Genomic DNA, 20,475 nt, shown 5'->3' with positions numbered 1-20,475 from the left:
GCTTCCGACGACACTCCGATCGGAGTCCGATCATGACCGAGGCATCCCCGACCTCCCCGCCCATCGCACGGGCGGTGACGCCCCCGGCCCCCATGGTGAAAAGCCTGCCGCTGCTGCTCCTGGTCGTGTGCGCGGTGCAGTTCCTCGACGCGATGGACATCGCGAGCATGGGACCCGCCCTCCCCCTGGTCCAGGCGGACCTGGGCATGACCACCTCCGCCCTCCAGTGGGTCGTCTCGGCGTACGCGCTGGGCTTCGGCGGGTTCCTGCTGCTGGGCGGCCGGCTGGCCGACCTCTACAACCGCAAGAAGCTGCTGATCGGCTGGCTGGCCGTGTTCGTGGTGGCCAGCGTCCTCGGCGGCATCGCCGACAACGGCGTGGTCCTGGTCGTGGCCCGACTGCTCAAGGGCGTCAGCGCCGGCATCACCGCACCCGCCGCGATGGCGATCCTGCTCGACGCCTTCCGTGACGAGCAGTCACGCAACCGCGCCCTCGGCACCTTCCTGGCCGTGGCCTCCGCCGGTTACTCCCTCGGCCTGATCCTCGGCGGCCTGATGGCCGGCGTCTCCTGGCGGCTCGTCCTCTTCGCCCCGGCCGTGGCCGGCCTGCTGGTCGCGCTGCTCGCCGCCTCGGTGGTCCCCTCTCAGCAGGAGAAGGGCAAGAGCGGCAGCCTCGACATCCTCGGCGCCGTCACGGTCACGGCCGGCGCGGTGGCCCTGGTCTACGGACTCAGCCGGGCCGCCAGTGACGGCTGGGGCGACGCCCAGACCATCGGCTCGCTGATCGCCGCCGCGGTCCTCTTCCCCCTGTTCGCCCTCGTCGAGAGCCGCCACCCGGCGCCGCTGGTCCCGCTCGCCGTCTTCCGCAAGGGCCAGCTGACCCGCGCGCTGGTCGCCATGCTCTTCTTCGGCGCCTACGTCTCCTTCCAGTTCGTCCTGACCCTCTACTACCAGGAGCAGCTCCACTGGAGCCCGCTGGAGGCCGGACTCGCCTTCCTCCTCGGCGGCGTGCTGACCGCGGGCACCGCCCGCTACGGCGCCGCGCTGGTCACCAAGTACGGCGCCTGGCCGGTCGCCACCGGCGGCCTGGTCCTGCTGAGCATCGGCTACCTCGGCTGGGTCCTGCTGATGGGTCAGGTCGACCCGCTGGTCACCCTGTTCGCCCAGCAGCTGCTCGGCGGCCTCGGCTTCGCCGCCGTCTACCCGGCGCTGAACATCGCCGCCGTCGGCACCGCCGCGCCCGACGAGCAGGGCCTGGTCTCGGGCCTGTTCAACGCCGGCGCGCAGATCGGCAACGGTGTGGTCATCGCCCTCACCGCGACCGTCTTCTCGCTCAGCACCGGCGGGATCGCCCCCTACCGGGCCGGCCTGTGGACCGTCACCGCCATCACCCTGGCCGTGACCGTCGTCGCCCTGGCGGGCGCCGCCCGCCACCGGCAGAAGGCCGCCGCCTGACCGACCGACCGGAGGGGGCGCCGCCACCGCGGCGTCCCCTCCTCCCCCTGATCGGCCGTGCAGCACCTCCGGCGCACCCATTGGATCCCCCGCATCCGGCGCCCGGTGTGCTGCACGGCCTTTTTCGCATGTCCGGGGCGGATCCGCGGGGGCTCCGGGGCTTCATTGACACGCTCCGGCCCGACCAAGTACGGTCGGGACCGATCGGTCCACTAAGTTTCCAGAGCATGTCGAGTTCGCTTCCGGAATCGAATCGATCACCCGGCGCCAGTGCACACGACACCGTTCTCTTTCCATCTCGCGGGGAGATGTTTGTGTTGCTGTTCTCAGTCCTAGGCTCCATGGAAATCGTCAAACAGCGGGTCGCCGTACGGCTCGGCGGCGCCATGCAGCAGACGCTCCTGGCGGCCCTGCTCGCGGCCGGCGGATCCCTCGTCACGGTCGACTCCCTCATCCTCGAACTCTGGGGCACCACACCCCCCAACAAGGTCGAGAACGCCCTCCAGGCGCAGGTCAGCCGGGTCCGCAGGACCCTGGCGGCGGTCGAGCCCGAGCGGGAGGGCTCGCGCGTGGTGACGAGCACCTCCGGCTACCTGTTCCTCTTCGACCGGTGGGAGCTCGACGCCTACCTCTTCCTCGACACCGTGGACGCCGTCCACGCGCGGACGGGGAACGAAAGCCTTCCCGAACTCCGCCAGGACATCGCCGACCTCCGCGAGGGACTCTCGCGCTGGCGCGGCCCGGTATTCGGCGGACTGACCGGCGGCCCGATCTGCCAGACCGCCTCCACGAGATATCAGGAGGCCAGGAATTCGGCGCTCATCCTGCTCTACGACCTCGAACTGCGCACCGGCGGGCACGAGCGGATACTCCCGGAACTGACCGAGCTCTACTCGCGCAACCCCAACCACGAACAGTTCTGCATGCTCCTCATGCGGGCCCTGTACCGCTGCGGCCGCCAGCTCGACGCGCTGACGGTCTACCGCCAGTGCCGGCACAACATGATCGAGTCCCAGGGCATCGAGCCCTCCCCGGTGCTGAGCCAGTACGAGCGGGCGATCCTCACCCACGACCCGATGCTGCTCCAGGACGAGCCCTACTGGCCGGTTCCGGCCCTCGTCGCGAGCTAGGGAAGAGCCCGGAGATGGACGAGCACCTGCTGCTCGTCGCGCACGGCAGCCGTGACCCCCGGCACGCGGCGACGGTGCGCGCACTCACCCGGCGGATCCGGTCGACGAGGCCCGGACTGCGGGTGGGCACGGCCTTCCTCGACTTCGACTCCCCCTCCGTACCTGGGGAGTTGGCCAGAATGGCGCAGGGCGGTACGGTCAGGGTGGTCGCCCAGCCCCTGCTCCTGAGCCACGCCTTCCACGCCAGGCACGACCTGCCCGGGGCGCTGCGCGCCGCCCCGGCCCCCCTCCTCGTGCGGCAGGCCCCCGTCCTCGGCCCCCACCCGCTGCTGACGGCCGCGTTGGAACGCCGGCTGTACGAGGCCGGACTCGGCCCGCACGACCGCGCGACGACCGGCGTCGTGCTCGCGGCCGCCGGCACCGCCGACCCCGGCGCGGCCGCCGTGCTCGCGGGGATCGCCCGCACCTGGCAGGGCACCGGCTGGCGCGCCGTACGCCCCGCCTTCGCCTCCGCGGGCCTGTTCCCCGCTACCGGGGACGCCGTCCGGGCGCTGCGAGCCGAGGGCGTACGGCGGGTGGCGGTGGCCCCCTTCGTACTGGCCCCGGGCCGGCTCCCCGACCGGATCGCGGCCGGTGCCGGGGCGGGCGGGGCGGACGTCCTGGGCGGGGTGCTGGGCACCGCGCCGGAACTCGTCCGGCTGGTGCTGCTGCGCTACGACGGGGCCATGGCGAAGGCCCGGGCCCTCGCGGCGTGACCGCCGCGCGCCCGGGCCCCTGCCGCCTCCCGTGTCAGGTCCGCAGGCCGCGGCCGCGCAGCATCCGGCGTTCCAGCGGGCCGAAGACCAGCAGCTCGACGGCGACGCCGACGAGCAGGATCAGGCCGATGGCCAGGAAGATCCGGGCCATGTCGGAGGTCTCCCGGCCGGATTCCAGCAACTGGCCCAGGCCGATGCCGAGGTCGGGGGAGCTGGCGATGATCTCGGCGGCCATCAGGGAGCGCCAGGAGAAGGCCCAGCCCTGCTTGAGGCCTGCCAGGTAGCCGGGGAACGCGGCCGGCATGACCACGTACCGGGCGCCGCGCAGTCCGGTGGCGCCGAGGGAGCGGCCGGCCCGCAGCAGGAGCGGGGGGACCTGGTCGATGCCGGAGACGAGGCCGCCCGCGATGGAGGGGGTGGCACCGAGCAGGATGACGGCGTACATCATCGAGTCGTCCAGGCCCAGCCAGAGCACCGCCGGAGGCACCCAGGCCACCGAGGGCAGGGACTGCAGGCCGGACAGGATCGGCCCGATTGCGGCCCGTACGGGGCGGACGCGGGCGACGAGCAGGCCGAGCGGGGTGCCGATGGCCAGGGCGAGCAGGAACCCGGACAGGCCGCGCCAGACGCTGGTCCACACGACGTCGAAGAGGGTGCCCTTGAACCACAGGTCGGCGAGGCTGTCCCAGACGGCGGCGGGCGGCGGGAGCACGTAGTCGTCGGTGACGTGGGCCGAGGCGAGGACCTGCCAGAGCGTCAGCACGAGGGCGACGGCCAGCGCAGGGGGCAGGGCCTTGGCCACCAGGACGCGGCGCAGGGGAGTCCGGCCGGTGCCGTGGTGGGCGTCGAGCGCGTCCAGTCCGGCCAGCTCGTTGGCGGCGGGCCGGGGGCCGGCGTCCCGGGGCCTGGGGTGCCGGGGGCTGAGGTCAGTGCCGGCCATGGCGGCGGATCTCCCCTCGCAGGTGTTCGGTGATCTCCAGGGACAGGTCGGCGACCTCGGCGTCCTCGATGCGGCGCGGCTGGGGGATGTCGACGGTCCATTCCCTGGCGACCCGGCCCGGGCGGGAGGAGAGGAGGACGACGCGCTGGGCGAGGCGGACGGCCTCGCGGACGTTGTGGGTGACGAAGAGGACGGAGACTCCGGTCTCCTCCCAGATGCGGGTGAGTTCGCCGTGGAGGACGTCGCGGGTGATGGCGTCGAGGGCCGCGAACGGCTCGTCCATGAGGAGGAGGCGGCTGTCCTGGGCGAGGGCCCGGGCGAGGGCGACGCGCTGGCGCATGCCGCCGGAGAGTTCGTGGACCCGTTTGCCGTGGGCGCCGCCGAGGCGGACCAGCTCCAGCAGCCGTTCGGCCTCCGGCTTGCGGTCGGCCTTGGCCACCCCGCGCAGCCGCAGCGCCAGCTCGATGTTCTTCCCGGCCGTCAGCCAGGGGAACAGGGCGTGCTCCTGGAACATCAGCGCCGGGCGGCCCCCGGTGGTGACGGACCCGGAGGTGGGCGTGTCCAGGCCGGCGATCAGGTTGAGGAGGGTGGACTTGCCGCAGCCGGAGGCGCCGAGGAGGGTGACGAACTCGCCGGGGGCGACGTCCAGGCTGATGTCGTCGAGGATCGGCTGGGGGCCGGCGGGGCCGGGGAAGGACTTCGAGAGGTGCCGGGTGCGGACGGCCCGGGTGAGCGCCGTGGTGTTCTCCGCGTCGATGAGTGCGGTCGCCACCGCGGCTCACCTCCCTTGGTCGTCGGGGGCCGGGAACGGGGGCTTGTGCAGGGAGCCGAGGACCCGGTTGAGCGGTCCGAGGTCGTAGATGCCGTTCAGGTCGGGGTCCTCCAGCAGTCCGGCCGCGACGGCGTGTGCGGACTGGGCCCGGAGGGTGGCGGGAAGGGGGTCGTCGGTGACGAGGAGGGAGGGCCAGGCCCGGTCGATGACCTCGGGTTCCAGGGCCTTGCCGGTGAGGGACGCCAGGGCGGCGTTGGCGGAGGCCTTGGCCTCGTCCGGATGGGCGTTGATCCACTCGTTGGTCTTCACGGTGCCGCGCAGGACGGCCTCGACCACGTCCGGGTGCTCCCTGAGGAACTTCTGCGAGACGACCACGTTCGTGATCACGAACTTCTTGTCCGGCCACAGGTCGGCCTCGTCGAGCAGGACGGTGGCGCCCTCCGCGACCAGTTTGGAGGCGGTGGGCTCGGGCACCCAGGCCCCGTCGACCGAGCCGGAGCGGTAGGCGTCGGGGGTGACGGTGTTGTTGGTGCGGACGACCGAGACGTCGCCCTTGCCGCTGGCGGCGTCCACCTTCCAGCCGCGGGCCGCGATCCAGTCGAGGAAGGCCACGTCCTGGGTGTTGCCGAGCTGCGGGGTGGCGATCCTCTTGCCCCTGAGGTCGTCCGGGCTCTTGATCTTCTCCGGGTTCACGACGAGCCGGACGCCGCCGGAAGCGGAGCCGGAGATGATGCGCAGGCTGCGCCCCTTGGACTTCGCGTAGCCGTTGACGGCGGGCGAGGGGCCGATGAAGCCGATGTCGACGGAGCCCGCGTTCAGGGCCTCGATCTCGGCGGGGCCCGCGTTGAAGGTGGTGGTCTTCAGGGCCGCCCCGCCCAGCTCCCGCCCGATCAGGCCCTCCCGTATGCCGACCAGGGCGGTGGCGTGGGTGAGGTTGGGGAAGTAGCCGAGGGTCACGGAGCGTGCCGAGAGCTTCGTGCCGGCCGCGCCCGCCGGGGCCTGGGCGGCGGCGGGGACCTGGTCGGCCCGGGATCCGTAGCCACAGGAGGCGAGGGCGGCGGCGCAGGCCAGGAGGAGGACGTGCAGGGCGGCCGGGCGGGGGCGTCGGCGGCGCGGGCGGCGCGGTGGGGACATCGTCAGACGGTCCCTTCGGTCTCGGTGAAGGCCTCGCCGGCCATGCCCGCGGTCAGGGTGGTCCCGTCGGACGGGTCGATGAGGAGGAAGGATCCGGTGGCGCGGGAGTCCGCGTAGGCGTCAAGGGCGAGGGGTTCGCCGGTGCGCAGGACGACGCGGCCGATGTCGTTGGCGGACAGCTTCCCGGGGTCGGGGTGCTGGGAGAGGTCGTCGAGGGCCAGCCGGGACGGGATCTCCCGGACGATCGCCTTGACGGTGCGGGTGGTGTGCTTGAGCAGGACGCGCTGGCCGGGCTTGAGGGGCCGGTCGGCGACGTGGCAGACGGTGGCGGTGACGTCCTGGGTGGTGGCGGGGGCGGCCGCGGCCGGGGCGATGAGGTCGCCGCGGGAGACGTCGACCTCGTCCCGGAGGCGGAGGGTGACGGACTGGGGGGCCCAGGCGGTGTCGACGGCCGTGAGCGGTCCAAGGCCGGGGCGGAGCGCGTCGATCGCCTCGATGACGCTGGTGCGGCCGGAGGGGAAGACGGTGACGGCTTCGCCGACGCGCAGGACGCCGGAGGCGATCTGGCCCGCGTAGCCGCGGTAGTCGCGGTGTTCGGAGGTCTGGGGGCGGATCACGTACTGGACGGGGAAGCGGGCGGGGGCGGTGAGGGCGTCGCCGACGGGGACGGTCTCCAGGTGCTCCAGGACGGTGGGGCCGCCGTACCAGTCCATGTGCGCGGAGGGCTCGACCACGTTGTCCCCGGCGAGGGCCGAGACGGGGATGGCGGTGATCTCCGGTATGCCGAGGGCGCAGGCGTAGGCGGTGAACTCCTCGGCGATCTCCGCGAAGACGCCCTCCTCGTATCCGGCGAGGTCCATCTTGTTGACGGCGAGGACGACGTGGGGGACGCGCAGGAGGGCGGCGACGGCGGCGTGGCGGCGGGTCTGTTCGATGACGCCGTTGCGGGCGTCGACGAGGACCACGGCGAGGTCGGCGGTGGAGGCGCCGGTGACCATGTTGCGGGTGTACTGCACGTGCCCGGGGGTGTCGGCGAGGATGAACCGGCGGCGGGCGGTGGCGAAGTAGCGGTAGGCCACGTCGATGGTGATGCCCTGCTCCCGCTCGGCCCGCAGGCCGTCGGTGAGGAGGGCCAGGTCTGGGGCGTCCCGGCCGCGCCGGGCGGAAGCGGCCTCGACGGCCTCCAGCTGGTCGGCGAGGACCGACTTGGAGTCGTGCAGGAGGCGTCCGACCAGGGTGGACTTGCCGTCGTCCACGGAACCGGCGGTCGCGAAGCGCAGCGTCGTCGTCGTGTCGTCCATCTCGTCCACGTCGTCCACGTCGTCCATGGCTAGAAGTACCCTTCGCGCTTGCGGTCTTCCATCGCGGCCTCGGACAGCTTGTCGTCGGCGCGGGTGGCGCCCCGCTCGGTGAGGCGGGAGACGGCGATCTCGGCGATCACGGCGTCCAGGTCGGCGGCGTCGGAGTCGACGGCGCCGGTGCAGGACATGTCACCGACGGTGCGGTAGCGGATCAGACGGCGTTCGACGGGTTCGGTGTCCTTGGGGCCGCCCCACTCGCCGGCGGTCAGCCACATGCCGTTGCGCCGGAAGACTTCCCGCTCGTGCGCGAAGTAGATCTCCGGCAGTTCGATGCCCTCCCGGGCGATGTACTGCCAGACGTCCAGCTCGGTCCAGTTGGACAGCGGGAAGACGCGGACGTGCTCGCCGGGCGCGTGGCGCCCGTTGTAGAGCTGCCAGAGCTCGGGGCGCTGGCGGCGGGGGTCCCACTGGGAGAACTCGTCGCGCAGGGAGAACACCCGCTCCTTGGCGCGGGCCTTCTCCTCGTCCCGGCGCCCGCCGCCGAACACGGCGTCGAAGCCCAGCTGCTGGATGGCCTCGGTGAGGGGGAGGGTCTGGAGGGGGTTGCGGGTGCCGTCGGGGCGTTCCTGGAGGATGCCGGCGTCGATGTACTCCTGGACGGAGGCCACGTGCAGGCGCAGACCGTGCCGGGCGACGGCGCGGTCGCGGTAGGCCAGTACCTCGGGGAAGTTGTGGCCGGTGTCCACGTGCAGCAGGGCGAAGGGCACCGGGGCGGGGGCGAAGGCCTTCAGCGCTAGGTGCAGCATGACGATGGAGTCCTTGCCGCCGGAGAACAGGATCACCGGCTTCTCGAACTCGCCCGCCACCTCGCGGAAGATGTGCACCGCCTCCGACTCCATCGAGTCCAGGTGGTCCAGTGCCCGTGGGGCTCTGCGGATGGGGATGACGGTGGTCACGCGAGGCCCCTCTGTTCGAGCAGCGCGTACAGCGCCGCGGCGGATTCGTGGACGGTCTGCGTGTGCGACTCGATGCGGAGGTCGGGGGTCTGCGGTGCCTCGTACGGGTCGTCGACGCCGGTCAGGCCGGAGATCTCGCCCGCCGCCTGCCTGGCGTACAGGCCCTTCACGTCGCGCTCGGAGCACACCTCGACCGGGGTCGCGACGTGGACCTCCAGGTACGGGGTGCCTTCGGCCGCATGCCGTTTGCGGACGGCCTCGCGGCTGTCGGCGAAGGGGGCGATCACCGGGACGAGGGCCTTGACGCCGTTGCTCGCGAGGAGTTCGGCGACGAAGCCGATCCGCTGCACGTTGGTGTGCCGGTCCTCGCGGCTGAAGCCCAGACCGGCGGAGAGGAACTCGCGGATCTCGTCGCCGTCGAGGACCTCCACCCGGTGGCCCTCGCCCCGCAGCCGCTCCGCCAGCGCGTAGGCGATGGTGGTCTTGCCCGCGCTGGGCAGACCGGTCAGCCACACCGTCGCCCCCTGGCCGCTCACGCTCATCAGCTCCGTCTCCGTACGTCGGGTCATCAGCCGTGCAGTCCGCACTCGGTCTTGCCGCGGCCGGCCCAGCGGCCGGCCCGTACGTCCTCGCCCTCGGCGACCCGGCGGGTGCAGGGGGCGCAGCCGACGGAGGTGTAGCCGTCCATCAGCAGCGGGTTGGTCAGCACCCCGTGCTCGGCGACGTACGCCTCCACGTCCTCCTGCGTCCACCGCGCGATCGGCGAGACCTTGACCTTGCCCCGCTTCTCGTCCCACCCGACCACCGGGGTGTCCGCCCGGGTGGGGGACTCGTCGCGCCGCAGGCCCGTCGCCCACGCCTCGTAGCCGGCGAGGCCCGCGTCGAGGGGGCCGACCTTGCGCAGCGCGCAGCACAGGTCCGGGTCGCGGTCGTGGAGCCTCGGCCCGTACTGGGCGTCCTGCTCGGCGACCGACTGGCAGGGCATCAGCGTGAGGAGGTTGACGTCCATGACCGCCTCGACCGCGTCGCGGGTGCCGATGGTCTCCTCGAAGTGGTAGCCGGTGTCCAGGAACACCACGTCCACGCCCGGCATGACCCGGGAGGCGAGGTGGGCGACCACCGCGTCCTCCATCGAGGAGGTCACGCAGAGCTTCGCACCGAAGGTCTCCGCGGCCCAGGTGAGGATCTCCAGCGCGGAGGCGTCCTCCAGCTCCCGGCCCGCCCGCTCGGCCAGCTCTTTCCTGTCTCCGTGTGCCTGGGTCATCGTCACCCGGCGGCTCCTTCGAAAGGGGAACGCGGCGAACCGGTCAGGAATTCTCTGAGCCGAGATTAGCAATGCCGACACATAAAGCACTGACCGTCCGCTGATCGGGGGCATTTTCCGGACGAAGCATTCACCGTACCCTCTCTACCTGCATGTTTCTTTGATTCCGGGGGTTTTATGGGGCGTGGTCAGGACCCGGTAAGCGGCTCATCAGCGGACCGCCAGCGCCTCTCTGCGAGAGTGACGGAAAGAGCCTGCCGATTTCCCCCCACTTTCTGCCCGATATCCTCGGAGAGGCACCCGGATAAATGAGCCTGCAAGGACCGCGCCGAGGAAGGCTGATACGCCGCCTCGCACTCTGTCTGTCGGCGGTGGGACTCACCGCCTCCATGCTCACCGCGGCGGAACCCGCCGCCGCCGGCACGCCGGAGACCTGGACCTCCACCTTCCAGGGCTCGGACGGCGTCACCTACTCGGCGACCAACCACCTGGTGGCCCCCGCCGGCGGCCCGGGCCGGCAGTGGATGCTCGTCTGGTCCGGCCCGGCCAAGCAGCCCGCCCCGGACTTCCTGACGGTCATCGACGCGACCCCGGACTCCCCCACATACGGCAAGGTCGCCAACACCGTCACCGTCGGCCCGAACAACGGCAACGAGCCGCACCACATGCAGTACGTGTGGCACAAGGGCGACCGGATCTACGCCGGCGGCATCATGGGCGACACCACCTTCGTCTTCGACGCGAAGGCCCTGCCCGCGCTGACCATCGCCGGGGTCAACACCGCCGCCGACACCCCCTGCGGCACCCTCCCCGACGCCTACCAGGTGCTGGGCGACGGCACCGCGTACGGCACGTACATGGGCGGCCCGAACGTCACCGGCCCCTGCACCTACACGAACGGCCAGGTGCGGGTCGGCAACGGCGCCGCCGGCTCCCCCGGTGAGATCGTCCGCATCGGCAAGGACGGCAGGACCCTCGCGGAGATCCCGGCCGCCACCGAGGCGGGCGAGGACCCGGCCCAGTGCGGCAACGTCCCGGCGCTGCCGGCCGCGACCTGCGCCAACCCGCACGGCATCGCGGTGCGCGAGGACCTGAACGTCATGGTCGCCAGCGACTTCGCCGAGGCCCGCAACTTCATGACGCCGGACTCGGCGCTCAAGGAGAACCTGGCCCGCCAGACCGTCCGCGTCTTCGACATCACCAAGCGCGACGACCCGGTGCTGAAGTCGGTGTCCAAGGTCGCCGACGGGCCGCGCGGGGCGCAGGAGCCGCGGGCCTTCTTCCGCGAGTCCCGGGTGGTCATGGAGACGGCACTGACCAACCGGCCCGGGCACAAGGGGGCGTTCGTCTCCTCGATGGCCGGCGGCGCCGTCTTCTACACCCCGGACATCACCGCGCCCGCTCCGCAGTGGAAGGAGGTCTTCGACGACACGACCGCCTACCGCACCTTCCAGGGCGACCGGCAGATCACCGGCAGCGGCGACAACGGCAGCTGGCTGGCCGTCAGCCCCGACGACCGGTTCCTGTTCCACACGGTGATGGGCCAGTCGGTGCCGTACGGCAAGCCCCTGGAGCAGACGACCGGCATGGTCTACGTGCTGGACATCCAAAAGCTCCTCGCCGCCGGGAACGGCGCGAAGTGCTCCGTGGACGAGCTCGCCGAGGCGAGCCGCGGCGGCCGTGAGCGGGACTGCCCGGAGCTGGTGAGCACCGTCCCGATCCGCGACGTCAGCTCCGGCGGCCCGCACTGGGGTGCCATGGACAACTTCAAGCGCGGCGCGGACGGCGTGTACCGGGAGACCACGCAGGTCAGCCGGATCGCGGTGGCCAACTACTTCGTCGCCGGCTCCTTCGGCGGCGGCGGCGACCACCGGGTGTGCATGTTCGACCTCGACCGGCGCGGCCGGGTGACCCTCGACCGGTCCTTCCGCGACGAGAACACCGGCAAGCCGTGCGTCGGCTTCAACCGGGCGTCGTGGCCGCACGGCGACTACGGCGACGCGCAGCCGCACGGCGTGCTGTTCGTGGTCAGCGACGGCGTCGTCCGCCGGTGAACGCGGTCCTCCTGGCGGCGGTCGTCCTGACCGCCGCCCTGGCGCTGGGCGTGCTGCTGCTCCTGCGCACCCGGCTGCTCGCCCGCCGCTCCGCCGCCACGGCGTACTTCGCCGCGGCGGTGGCGTGCGCGGCGCTGGCCGGGAGCCTGGGGACGCCGGCCGGCGGGGCCGCGGCCCGGGCGTCCGGGGGGCCGGTGCTGGGCTCGGTCGGCCTCGGCGGCAAGCAGGTGCCGGTGCTGGTGGTGCCGAACCGGCCCGGGTTCAACCTGGTGGCCGTCGCCGCCCCCGACGCCTCCGCCGGCACCGGCCGGGACCGCCTCGCCAAGGGCGGGCCCCGGCCCGGGTCGGCCCTGACCTGGATCCCGGTCGAACTGCCGGCCGGGCCCGGGCAGGTGTGGGTCTCCGCCGGCGGGGCCGCCGCTCCCCTCTCGGTGGACACCGGCCGCGCGAGTGCCGCCCCGGCCCCGGCCGGGCTGCGCGGCGCCGACGGGCCGGAGTGCGCGAGCGCCGCCGCCGGCGCGGTGCTGGGCGGCAGCGCGAAGGCCCCGGCCGGCTGCCCGTCCGACGCCCTGCCGGCCGCCGACGCGGCCGCGCTGCGGGAGACCGTCGGCTTCCTCGCCGGACGCGGAACCCGGGCCGTCTCCCTCGTCGAGGACGACTCCCCGCGCGGCCGGGCCGCGGCCGCCGAGGTGCGCGCATCCGCCGCCCGCGCGGGCCTCTCCGTGCAGGCCCCCGACGCCTCCTCCCGCCGCCCGCTGCTGGTCACCTCCGGCTGGGCGGGTGCGGACGCCGCCGTCCACGACGTCGAGGCCGGCCGCACCGTCGCCGAGGGCACCTACCTGGCGCCCTGGCTGCTGACCGCGCCGCTGCTCTCCCCCAGCGCGGGCCAGCTCATCCCGCTGCGCTACGCCCCGAACAGCCCGGCCGCGGTCGAGTACGCCGTTGCGTTGGGCGACCGGCTGCCGGGCGAGGTGCCCAGCGCCGCCGGGTACGAGGCCTGGCGCACGGCCCGCGGTGCGGCGGGCCCGGCGCCCGCGAAGCTCTACGCGGCGGCGGTGCTGTACGTACCGGGCAGCGGGGGCGGCCCCGCGCCGGACGGCTCCGCCGGGGGCGGCCACCACCACGGCGGATCCGCGAACTGGCTGCCCAGCGGAATGATCGTCCCGGTAGCGGCCCTCGGCACCACCTGACGACGCGAGGCCCCGACGCCACGACTCCGGACGCCGGACGCCCACCCCCCGAGGCCCCGACGCCCCGGTACGCCCGGTACGCCCGGTACGCCCCCGACCCGACAAGGAGCAGGACCATGACGGAAACAGTCGCCGCGCCGCCGGTCCGGACCGCCAGAACCGCGCGCCCCGCCGCCGCCCAGCGTCCGGAGGGGCAGTGGGCGCTGGGCGAGTACGACCCCCTCAACGCCAACGAGGAGTTCAAGGCGGTCGAGGACCCCCTCCTCGTCCGGGAACGCATCGAACGGGTCTACTCCCGCGAGGGCTTCGCCTCCATCGACCCCGACGACCTGCGCGGCCGGATGCGCTGGTGGGGGCTGTACACCCAGCGCAAGCCCGGCATCGACGGCGGGAAGACCGGCTCGCTCTCCCCGGAGGAGCTGGAGGACGAGCACTTCATGATGCGCGTGCGCAGCGACGGCGGCACCCTCGACGCCGCCCAGCTGCGGGCCGTCGCCGACGTCTCGATGCGCTTCGCCCGCAACACCGCGGACATCACGGACCGGCAGAACGTGCAGTTCCACTGGATCCGGATCGAGGACGTGCCGGCGATCTGGCGGCGGCTGGAGGAGGCCGGCCTGTCGACGACCGAGGCGTGCGGGGACTGCCCGCGCGTGATCGTCGGGAGTCCGGTGGCGGGGGTCGGCGCGGACGAGGTCCTGGACGCCACTCCGGCCGTACGGGAGATCGCCGCCCGCTACATCGGCGACCCGTCCCTGTCCAACCTGCCGCGCAAGTACAAGTCGGCCGTGTCCTGGCTGGCGGACGTCCCGTACGAGATCAACGACCTGGCGTTCCTGGGCGCGGTCCACCCCGAGCACGGCCCCGGCTTCGGCATGTGGGTGGGCGGCGGGCTCTCGACCGTCCCGATCCTCGCCCAGCACGTGGGGGTGTGGGTCCCCCTCGCCGACGTCCCGGACGTGTGGGCGGCGGTGGCCCGCCTCTTCCGCGACTACGGCTACCGGCGGCTGCGCGGGCGGGCCCGCCTCAAGTTCCTCGTCGCCGACTGGGGGGTGGAGAAGTTCCGCCGCGTCCTGGAGGAGGAGTACCTGGGCCGCCCCCTCCAGGACGGCCCGGCCCCCGCGCTCCCGCCGGCCCCGATCGACCACATAGGCGTACACCCCCAGAAGGACGGCCTGTCCTACGTCGGCGCAGCCCCCCTCGCCGGCCGCCTCTCGGGCACGAAGCTGGCGGCCCTGGCCGACCTGGCGGAGACCCACGGCAGTGGCCGGGTACGCCTCACCCCGTACCAGAAGCTCCTGGTCCTGGACGTGGCCGACCCGGAACCCCTGATCACCGCCCTGGCCGAGATCGGCCTCCAGGCCCGCCCCTCCCCCTGGCGCCGCAACACGATGGCCTGCACGGGCATCGAGTACTGCAAGCTGGCGATCGTCGAAACGAAGGAACGCGCGGCCACCCTGGTGGCGGAACTGGAAAAGCGCCTGGCGTCCGAGCCGGCCCTCCCGAACCTGAACATCAACCTCAACGGCTGCCCCAACTCCTGCGCCCGCACCCAGGTGGCCGACATCGGCCTGAAGGGCCAGCTGGTCGCGGACGAGAACGGCCGCCAGGTCGAAGGCTTCCAGATCCACCTGGGCGGCACCCTCTCCCTCGCCGCCGACCAGGAGGGCGCCTTCGGCCGCAAGCTCCGCGGCCTGAAAACCACGGCGGCGGACCTCCCCGACTACGTGGAACGCGTCACCCGCGCCTACCTGGCGGGCCGCACGTCCCCGACGGAACCCTTCGCCTCATGGGTCGCCCGCTGCGAGGAGCCGGACCTCCAGTAGGGATGGTCAGGATCCGAGAAGCCCCGGCCGCGGTGCCGCCCGTAGCGTGATGGCCATGGCAACCACGACTCCCACCACCGCCCCCACGTCCCTCGCCTCCGTCACCCTCGAGGTGGACGACGTCGAGGCCGCCCGCCACTTCTACACCGCCTTCGGCGTGGACACCCACATCCACCTACGGCCCTCGCAGACCCCCTCCACCGGATTCCGCGGGTTCACCCTGGGCCTCACGGTGGCCAACCCGGCCACCGTCGACGGTTTCTTCGGCGCGGCCGTGGACGCCGGTGCCACCGTCCTCAAGCCCACCGCCAAGTCCCTGTGGGGCTACGGCGGCGTCGTCCAGGCCCCGGACGGCACGATCTGGAAGATCGCCACCTCCGAGAAGAAGGACACCGGCCCCGACACGAACCGGATCGACGACCTGATCCTGCTCCTCGGCGTCGAGGCCGTGAAAGCCACCCGCCAGTTCTACGTCGAGCGGGGCCTGACCGTCGCCAAGAGCTTCGGCGCCAAGTACACGGAGTTCGCCCCCACCCACTCAAGCCCCGTCAAGCTGGCCCTGTACAAGCGCAGCGCCCTGGCCAAGGACCTCGGCGTCCCCGTCGAGGGCACGGGCTCGCACCGCATCGTCCTCGGCAGCACCACCGCCACCTTCACCGACCCCGACGGCTTCACCTGGGAAGCCGCCGCCGCGTAGCCCGGGCCGCGCGTCACCGTGCGGCGCCTCCCGGTGGGCGGGGGCATGACCAGGCGGCTCGACGTTGCCGACGGCGGTGGTGAACTCACGGCCGGACGCACCCCGGATGCGCAGCTCGCCGTATGGCATTCGAAATGCCATAATCGTGTCATGGCTGACGACGACACCGACTTCCCGCCCGGCGACGGCCCCAGCAGCGGCATCTCCGTCTCCCTCACCGCCGGCACCCTGCAAGCCATCCGGGAGAGGGTCGGCAAGCGGGGCGTGTCCGCATACCTGGAGAGGGCCGCCCAGCGGCAGATCGAACGCGACAACCTGGACGAGCTCATCGCAGATTTCGAGCGTGTCAACGGGCCCGCCGACCCCGAGGCCGTGGCCGCCAAGCGTGCCAGACTCACCGGCGGCACATCCTCGGGGGCCGAGGCGGCAGCGTGAGCGGTGCGCTGGTTCTGGACAGCGAGGGCCTGGCCCAGGCCGTGCAACGCGGCCCGGAGGTCCAAGCGTGGCTCACCGCAGCCCGTGAAGCCGATCTTCCGGTGATCACATCGGCTGCGGTTCTCGTGGAGGTGATCCACCCCCGGATCAACGACGCAGCACTGGGGTGGACGCTGTCCCGGCTGCGGGTCGAGCCCGTTACACAGGCCATCGCCCAGTCCGCTGCCACCCTGCTGCGCACCGCCGGCCTGCACGGCCACAAGTACGCCATCGACGCCATGCTGTGCGCCACTGCCCTGGCCGCCCAGCCGGGCCGGGTCACGATCCTGACGTCCGACGTCGAGGACATCTCCGTACTCACCACCGGACACCCGCGCGTGAGCGTCGAGAAGGTCTGACCCCGGTTCGAGCACCCGCCCCGGCCCGGCCCGGGGGTTCGGGCCCGGCCGGGGGGTGGGGGGTGGCCTGGGGGTCAGGGGGTGAGTTCTGCGGTGAGGGAGTTCAGGATGACGTCCGCGCTGCGGTCCACGTCCTCGCGGGTCGTGCGCCAGTTGACCACCGAGATGCGCATCGCCGCCCGGCCCTCCCACAGCGTGCCGCCGAACCAGCAGACGCCGCTGCGCTGGATGCGGGCGATGACCCTGCGGGTGGTCTCGTCGTCGTCGCCGAAGCGGACCAGGAGCTGGTTGAGGACGACGTCGTTGAGGAGTTCGACGCCGGGCACGCCCGAGAGGCGTTCGGCGAAGTGCCGGACGTGGTCGCAGCAGCGTTCCACCAGGTCCGCGACGCCCTCGCGGCCCAGGGTGCGCAGGGCCGCCCAGACGGGGAGGCTGCGGGCGCGGCGCGAGAAGTCGGGGACCCATTCGATGGCGTCGCGTTCGCCGTCGGTACCCGGCGGGAGGTAGCCGGCGCGTTCGTTGAGCATGGCCGCGCGGTGGGCCTCGGGGTGGGCGATGACGACGATGCCGCAGTCGTAGGGCACGTTGAGCCACTTGTGGGCGTCCAGGGCCCAGGAGTCGGCCCGTTCCACGCCGTCGACGAGGGGGCGGAGCCTGGGGCTGGCGGCGGCCCACAGGCCGAAGGCCCCGTCCACGTGGACCCAGGCGCCGTGGCGGTGCGCGATGTCGCAGATCTCGCCGACGGGGTCGATGGCGCCCGAGTTGACGTCGCCGATCTGGGCGCAGACGATCACCGGCCCGGTGAGGGAGGAAAGAGTCCGCTCCAGTTCGGCGGGGATCATGCGGCCCTTGGCGTCCACGGGGACGTTGCGGATGCGGGCGGTGCCGAAGCCGAGGTAGCGGGCGGCGAGGTCGATGGTCATGTGGTGCTGGGCGCCCGCGACGATGGCCACCTCCGGCGCGCCGCCCAGGCCCTCGCGTTCCACGTCCCAGCCGGCCTCCGCCAGGAGCTTGTGGCGGGCGGCCGCGAGGGAGGTCAGGTGGGCCATCGTGCAGCCGGTGGGGAAGCCGACGGAGGCGTGCGCGGGCAGGCCGAGGAGTTCGAGGACCCATTGGGCGGCCACGTCCTCGGCCACGGCGATGGCCGGGGAGAGGTTGTAGAGGCTGGCGGTCTGGTCGTAGGCGGCGACGAGCCAGTCGGTGGCTATCGCCACCGGCAGGGTGCCGCCCGTGACGTAGCCGAAGTAGCGCGGGCCGTTGGCCGTCGGGATGCCGCCCTCGGCCACCGCGCGGCCGATGACCTCGATGGTCCCGGCCGGGTCGGACGGTCCGGCGGGCAGCGGGCCACCGAACATTTTCAGCAATTGTTCGGAGCCGGCAGTGGCACCCACCGGCCGCTCGGCGAGGCCCGTCAGATATTCGGTGGCCTGCTGATAGGCCAATGCGAGAGGCGCACTGTCTGCTGTGGTCATAGTACAAAGCTAGGCGGCCGGCACTGACGTGCGACTGACTCAAATGGCCGGAACTTCCAAAACCTTGGACAGAGGGCCGTTGGACTGTATTACTTTCTCCTGTGGCCCCGGCCGGTCCGGCCGGTCCGGCCGATCCGCCCCGTCCTACGGTCCACCATCCGTGCCGAGTCATGAGACTTGAGGAGTTCCGATGTCCGACGAGCAGACCCGCAAGGTTATCGAACAGTTCAACCAGGCATTCCAGCTGCACGACCCCGGCCTGCTGAAGGACATCCTCGGCGAGAACTGCCGCCTGGAGAACTCCGGGCCGGCCCCCGACGGGACCAAGCACGTCGGTTATGACGAATGTCTGCAGTTCTGGACCGCGATCGCGGGCAACGAGCACATGACCTTCGAGGTGGAGGACGTCTGGGTGGCCGGCGAGCGCTCCGTCTGCCGCTGGACGCTGCGCTGGGGCGGCGGCCCGAAGGACTTCGTGCGCGGGGTGAACGTGCACCGCCTGGAGGGCGGCAAGCTCGTCGAGAGCTTCGGTTACGTCAAGGGCTGACAGTCGAGAAGGAGAAGGGCCCGGGCCTTGAAGGCCCGGGCCCTTTCCGTGAGGTGATGATGCGTCAGTCGGCCAGCTGGGACACGATCATCACGCAGTCCTCCAGGGCCTTCGTCGCGTGCCCCTTGCCCACCGTGTCCTCGACCAGCTGCGTGTTGCCGGGCACGAAGGTGCGCCAGGTGCCGTCGCTGACGCCGCACTCCATCTTGCCGCTGACCAGGGTCATGATCTGGCGGCGCGGCGCCGGGTGGAAGTCGCCGAACCAGCCGGCCGGGATGTACAGGTACACGGCCTGCTTGGCCGGTATGCCCTCGGAGACGAACAGCGACGGCGCGGGCGGGGCGAAATTGAGGGCCGTCACCTCCAGCGTCTCGTCGATGAAATGCGATTCGCCGTTCTCGTCGTTGTAGAGGCGGGAAACGGCGATTTTGGCGGTCTCGGGGGCGGTCTCGACGGTCTCGGCGGTCACGGGAACTCCCTGTGTACGTGAAGTCGCTATCAGGTCGGGATCGATCGCCCTTCACTATCCCAGCCGGCGCTGATGGGGCCCTGACCGATCGGGGACGGCGCGGGAATTTACGGTCTCAGATATCCATCAGTCCCGTGTCAGCCGCCGCGTGCCAAGCTGAGGGCACGAAAGGCCGATGGAGAGGTACCCAAAGCGGCCGAATGGGGTCCGGCTCTTCGCCGGACGGGCTCTGCCCACGCAGGTTCGAATCCTGCCCTCTCCGCAGGTGCTCATCCCAGGCACGCGCATCCCGAACCGATACCAGGGATGCGCGTGTCTTTGGCATGCGGCGCCGCCCGGACCGCCGCCCGACAGGGCCTCCCGTCAGCGTCCGTCCCATCCCGTCCCGTCTTCTTCGGACCCGCGGAGCGGCCGTATCCGGCCCCTCGCGGCCTTCACGGCCTTCACGGGCCTCCACGGGCCTCCACGGGCCTTCACGGCCCAGCCGGCCCCTTCCGCCCCGGGGGTCCCGTCGACGGATCCGCCCCCCTGCCCATCCCAGCCCGGCGCGAGCCGAACTGACGTCGCCTCCCGAGCGACCCCGACAGACATGGAGACGCAGTTGCCCAGCAGCGACCACCACACCGCTCCCGTGCTCCGCAGGACGGACTCCGCCGCGCTCGTGGACGAGATCTCGTCCTGGCTGGCCGTCGACGCCGACGAGATCGACGCCAAGTACCTGGGCGAGCGCGCCCGCATCGTCGAGGCCGTCACCGACCTCAACGCCGCGGCCGTCGCCGGCCCCGGCCGCGAGGAGGCCCACTACCACCAGCAGCTCCTGCTCTCGCGCATCTACCAGACCGTGATGCAGATCCCCGACCGGCCGAGCGCCGAGGGCTCGGTCCTGCTGCACGAGGTCACCCGGCTGCTGGAGAACGCCACCCTCGCCGCCGAGGACGCCCACCTGGAGCCCGGCCTGCTGGAGTCCGCGCCGACCGAGCCCAAGGCGTTCCTGTCCTGGCTCAAGGGCCGGGTCCGGGGGCACCGCGCCTTCAAGCACCCCTACTACACCGAGTTCATCAACCGCGAGGCGCGGGAGGAGGACCTGCGCACGTACGTCATCCAGGAGTCGCTGATCGACGGCCGCTTCGACGACTTCCTCGCGATGATGCAGATCGGCACCGCCGGCGCCAGCAAGATGGAGATCGCCGCCAACTACTGGGACGAGATGGGCAACGGCGACCCCGAGGCCGTGCACACCCACCTCTTCAACAAGATCTACGAGGTCTTCGACGTCCGCGACCAGGACCTCGAGGCCGCCATGACCACCACCGACCTGCACTCCGGCAACCTCGCGGTGCTGCTGTGCCGCTACCGGCACCTGTACCCGGAGGCGGTGGGCTTCCTCGGCATGACCGAGTGGCTGGCCCCCGACCGGTTCCGCAACGTCGTCCGCGCCTGGGAGCGCCTGGGCCTGCCGGAGGTCGGCATCACCTACCACCGGCTGCACATCACCATCGACTCGCAGCACGCGGCGGGCTGGTTCCACAACGTGGTCATCCCGAGCGCCGGCACCGCCTACATGCGCCGGGGCATCGCCCGGGGCGCGCTGTGGCGCGCCAACTCCTCCGCCCGCCACCTCGACGAGCGCCTGGACCTGGCCCGGCTCTCGGCCGAGCGCACTCCCGTCGCCGCGGGCTGA

The 20,475-nt window shown here is 72.3% G+C and carries 20 protein-coding genes and 1 tRNA gene; 12 read left to right on the top strand and 9 right to left on the bottom strand.

The window, feature by feature from the left end:
* Positions 1–32: 32 nt before the first annotated feature.
* The 3 genes from BX286_RS35005 (at position 33) to BX286_RS34995 (ending at position 3,339) form a co-directional block, all read left to right on the top strand.
* The gene (locus BX286_RS35005; RefSeq protein ID WP_079432274.1) at positions 33–1,454 is read left to right on the top strand and encodes an MFS transporter; all 1,422 of its coding nucleotides are present in this window, start codon (positions 33–35) and stop codon (positions 1,452–1,454) included.
* 341 nt (positions 1,455–1,795) lie between these two features.
* On the top strand, positions 1,796–2,584 hold the full coding sequence (locus BX286_RS35000; protein ID WP_237293431.1) for an AfsR/SARP family transcriptional regulator: 789 nt from the start codon (positions 1,796–1,798) through the stop codon (positions 2,582–2,584).
* A 14-nt stretch (positions 2,585–2,598) separates the two neighbouring features.
* Positions 2,599–3,339 carry a sirohydrochlorin chelatase gene (locus BX286_RS34995; RefSeq protein WP_121017868.1) on the top strand — a complete coding sequence of 247 codons (741 nt, stop codon included), beginning with the start codon at positions 2,599–2,601 and terminating at the stop codon, positions 3,337–3,339.
* Positions 3,340–3,373: 34 nt separating this feature from the next.
* Here BX286_RS34995 and BX286_RS34990 read toward each other — a convergent pair whose 3' ends face one another.
* Genes BX286_RS34990 through BX286_RS34960 form a run of 7 tightly spaced genes read right to left on the bottom strand, consistent with a single transcriptional unit; the run spans position 3,374 to position 9,706 of the window.
* Positions 3,374–4,279 (bottom strand): ABC transporter permease, encoded by a 906-nt coding sequence (locus BX286_RS34990; protein ID WP_079432277.1) that lies wholly within the window; start codon positions 4,277–4,279, stop codon positions 3,374–3,376.
* Positions 4,266–5,051, bottom strand: a complete 786-nt coding sequence (locus tag BX286_RS34985; RefSeq protein ID WP_079432278.1) for an ABC transporter ATP-binding protein — start codon at positions 5,049–5,051, stop codon at positions 4,266–4,268. The genes BX286_RS34990 and BX286_RS34985 overlap by 14 nt, the downstream gene beginning before the upstream one ends.
* 6 nt (positions 5,052–5,057) lie before the next feature.
* On the bottom strand, positions 5,058–6,185 hold the full coding sequence (locus tag BX286_RS34980; protein WP_100864962.1) for an ABC transporter substrate-binding protein: 1,128 nt from the start codon (positions 6,183–6,185) through the stop codon (positions 5,058–5,060).
* A 2-nt stretch (positions 6,186–6,187) separates the two neighbouring features.
* Positions 6,188–7,513: a sulfate adenylyltransferase subunit 1 gene (locus tag BX286_RS34975; RefSeq protein WP_261993681.1), complete on the bottom strand. Its 1,326-nt coding sequence runs from the start codon at positions 7,511–7,513 to the stop codon at positions 6,188–6,190.
* Positions 7,514–7,515: 2 nt separating this feature from the next.
* The gene (gene cysD, locus BX286_RS34970) at positions 7,516–8,385 is read right to left on the bottom strand and encodes a sulfate adenylyltransferase subunit CysD (RefSeq protein WP_261993694.1); all 870 of its coding nucleotides are present in this window, start codon (positions 8,383–8,385) and stop codon (positions 7,516–7,518) included.
* Between the two features lie 53 nt (positions 8,386–8,438).
* Positions 8,439–8,984 (bottom strand): adenylyl-sulfate kinase, encoded by a 546-nt coding sequence (cysC, locus tag BX286_RS34965; protein ID WP_100865026.1) that lies wholly within the window; start codon positions 8,982–8,984, stop codon positions 8,439–8,441.
* 26 nt (positions 8,985–9,010) lie between these two features.
* Positions 9,011–9,706, bottom strand: a complete 696-nt coding sequence (locus BX286_RS34960; protein WP_121017930.1) for a phosphoadenylyl-sulfate reductase — start codon at positions 9,704–9,706, stop codon at positions 9,011–9,013.
* Positions 9,707–10,077: 371 nt separating this feature from the next.
* Between BX286_RS34960 and BX286_RS34955 the strand changes: the two genes are divergently transcribed.
* The 6 genes from BX286_RS34955 to BX286_RS34930 all read left to right on the top strand — a co-directional run bounded on the left by BX286_RS34955 (position 10,078) and on the right by BX286_RS34930 (position 16,306).
* Positions 10,078–11,760, top strand: coding sequence for a selenium-binding family protein (locus BX286_RS34955; RefSeq protein WP_237293432.1), 1,683 nt, complete (start codon positions 10,078–10,080; stop codon positions 11,758–11,760).
* Positions 11,757–12,950 (top strand): hypothetical protein, encoded by a 1,194-nt coding sequence (locus tag BX286_RS34950; protein WP_121017866.1) that lies wholly within the window; start codon positions 11,757–11,759, stop codon positions 12,948–12,950. The genes BX286_RS34955 and BX286_RS34950 overlap by 4 nt, the downstream gene beginning before the upstream one ends.
* A 116-nt stretch (positions 12,951–13,066) precedes the next feature.
* Complete coding sequence (locus BX286_RS34945; RefSeq protein ID WP_121017865.1) at positions 13,067–14,776, top strand: nitrite/sulfite reductase; 1,710 nt, start codon at positions 13,067–13,069, stop codon at positions 14,774–14,776.
* Positions 14,777–14,825: 49 nt separating this feature from the next.
* Complete coding sequence (locus BX286_RS34940) at positions 14,826–15,473, top strand: glyoxalase (RefSeq protein ID WP_187344323.1); 648 nt, start codon at positions 14,826–14,828, stop codon at positions 15,471–15,473.
* Positions 15,474–15,623: 150 nt separating this feature from the next.
* Positions 15,624–15,908, top strand: a complete 285-nt coding sequence (locus tag BX286_RS34935; protein ID WP_079432285.1) for a hypothetical protein — start codon at positions 15,624–15,626, stop codon at positions 15,906–15,908.
* The gene (locus tag BX286_RS34930) at positions 15,905–16,306 is read left to right on the top strand and encodes a DNA-binding protein (RefSeq protein WP_100864968.1); all 402 of its coding nucleotides are present in this window, start codon (positions 15,905–15,907) and stop codon (positions 16,304–16,306) included. Before BX286_RS34935 ends, BX286_RS34930 begins: the two co-directional genes overlap by 4 nt.
* A gap of 74 nt (positions 16,307–16,380) precedes the next feature.
* On the opposite strand, the gene BX286_RS34925 is transcribed toward BX286_RS34930, so the two are convergent.
* A complete protein-coding gene (locus BX286_RS34925; protein WP_079432287.1) occupies positions 16,381–17,778 on the bottom strand; it encodes an aminotransferase class V-fold PLP-dependent enzyme in 1,398 nt (465 codons plus the stop codon).
* Between the two features lie 190 nt (positions 17,779–17,968).
* On the opposite strand from BX286_RS34925, the gene BX286_RS34920 reads away from it, so the two are divergent.
* Entirely contained in the window at positions 17,969–18,325 is a 357-nt protein-coding gene (locus BX286_RS34920; RefSeq protein ID WP_079432288.1) for a nuclear transport factor 2 family protein, read from the top strand.
* A gap of 64 nt (positions 18,326–18,389) precedes the next feature.
* On the opposite strand, the gene BX286_RS34915 is transcribed toward BX286_RS34920, so the two are convergent.
* Positions 18,390–18,794, bottom strand: a complete 405-nt coding sequence (locus BX286_RS34915; protein ID WP_079432289.1) for a hypothetical protein — start codon at positions 18,792–18,794, stop codon at positions 18,390–18,392.
* Between the two features lie 177 nt (positions 18,795–18,971).
* Here BX286_RS34915 and BX286_RS36200 point away from each other — a divergent pair.
* Positions 18,972–19,056, top strand: a tRNA-Lys gene (locus tag BX286_RS36200).
* A gap of 327 nt (positions 19,057–19,383) precedes the next feature.
* Positions 19,384–20,475: an iron-containing redox enzyme family protein gene (locus BX286_RS34910; protein ID WP_237293433.1), complete on the top strand. Its 1,092-nt coding sequence runs from the start codon at positions 19,384–19,386 to the stop codon at positions 20,473–20,475.

The sequence above is a fragment of the Streptomyces sp. 3211.6 genome (assembly GCF_003634815.1).
Taxonomy (GTDB): Bacteria; Actinomycetota; Actinomycetes; order Streptomycetales; family Streptomycetaceae; genus Streptomyces; species Streptomyces katrae_A.
Note: the sequence above shows the minus strand (reverse complement) of the source record. Positions and strands in the feature narration are given on the sequence as shown.

Coding starts and splice junctions, on each gene's coding strand:
- BX286_RS35005 (WP_079432274.1), top strand. CDS start 33: ATGACCGAGGCATCCCCGACCTCCCCGCCCATCGCACGGGCGGTGACG.
- BX286_RS35000 (WP_237293431.1), top strand. CDS start 1,796: ATGGAAATCGTCAAACAGCGGGTCGCCGTACGGCTCGGCGGCGCCATG.
- BX286_RS34995 (WP_121017868.1), top strand. CDS start 2,599: ATGGACGAGCACCTGCTGCTCGTCGCGCACGGCAGCCGTGACCCCCGG.
- BX286_RS34990 (WP_079432277.1), bottom strand. CDS start 4,279: ATGGCCGGCACTGACCTCAGCCCCCGGCACCCCAGGCCCCGGGACGCC.
- BX286_RS34980 (WP_100864962.1), bottom strand. CDS start 6,185: ATGTCCCCACCGCGCCGCCCGCGCCGCCGACGCCCCCGCCCGGCCGCC.
- BX286_RS34975 (WP_261993681.1), bottom strand. CDS start 7,513: ATGGACGACGTGGACGACGTGGACGAGATGGACGACACGACGACGACG.
- cysD (WP_261993694.1), bottom strand. CDS start 8,385: ATGGAGTCGGAGGCGGTGCACATCTTCCGCGAGGTGGCGGGCGAGTTC.
- cysC (WP_100865026.1), bottom strand. CDS start 8,984: ATGAGCGTGAGCGGCCAGGGGGCGACGGTGTGGCTGACCGGTCTGCCC.
- BX286_RS34960 (WP_121017930.1), bottom strand. CDS start 9,706: ATGACCCAGGCACACGGAGACAGGAAAGAGCTGGCCGAGCGGGCGGGC.
- BX286_RS34945 (WP_121017865.1), top strand. CDS start 13,067: ATGACGGAAACAGTCGCCGCGCCGCCGGTCCGGACCGCCAGAACCGCG.
- BX286_RS34940 (WP_187344323.1), top strand. CDS start 14,826: ATGGCCATGGCAACCACGACTCCCACCACCGCCCCCACGTCCCTCGCC.
- BX286_RS34935 (WP_079432285.1), top strand. CDS start 15,624: ATGGCTGACGACGACACCGACTTCCCGCCCGGCGACGGCCCCAGCAGC.
- BX286_RS34925 (WP_079432287.1), bottom strand. CDS start 17,778: ATGACCACAGCAGACAGTGCGCCTCTCGCATTGGCCTATCAGCAGGCC.
- BX286_RS34920 (WP_079432288.1), top strand. CDS start 17,969: ATGTCCGACGAGCAGACCCGCAAGGTTATCGAACAGTTCAACCAGGCA.
- BX286_RS34910 (WP_237293433.1), top strand. CDS start 19,384: ATGGAGACGCAGTTGCCCAGCAGCGACCACCACACCGCTCCCGTGCTC.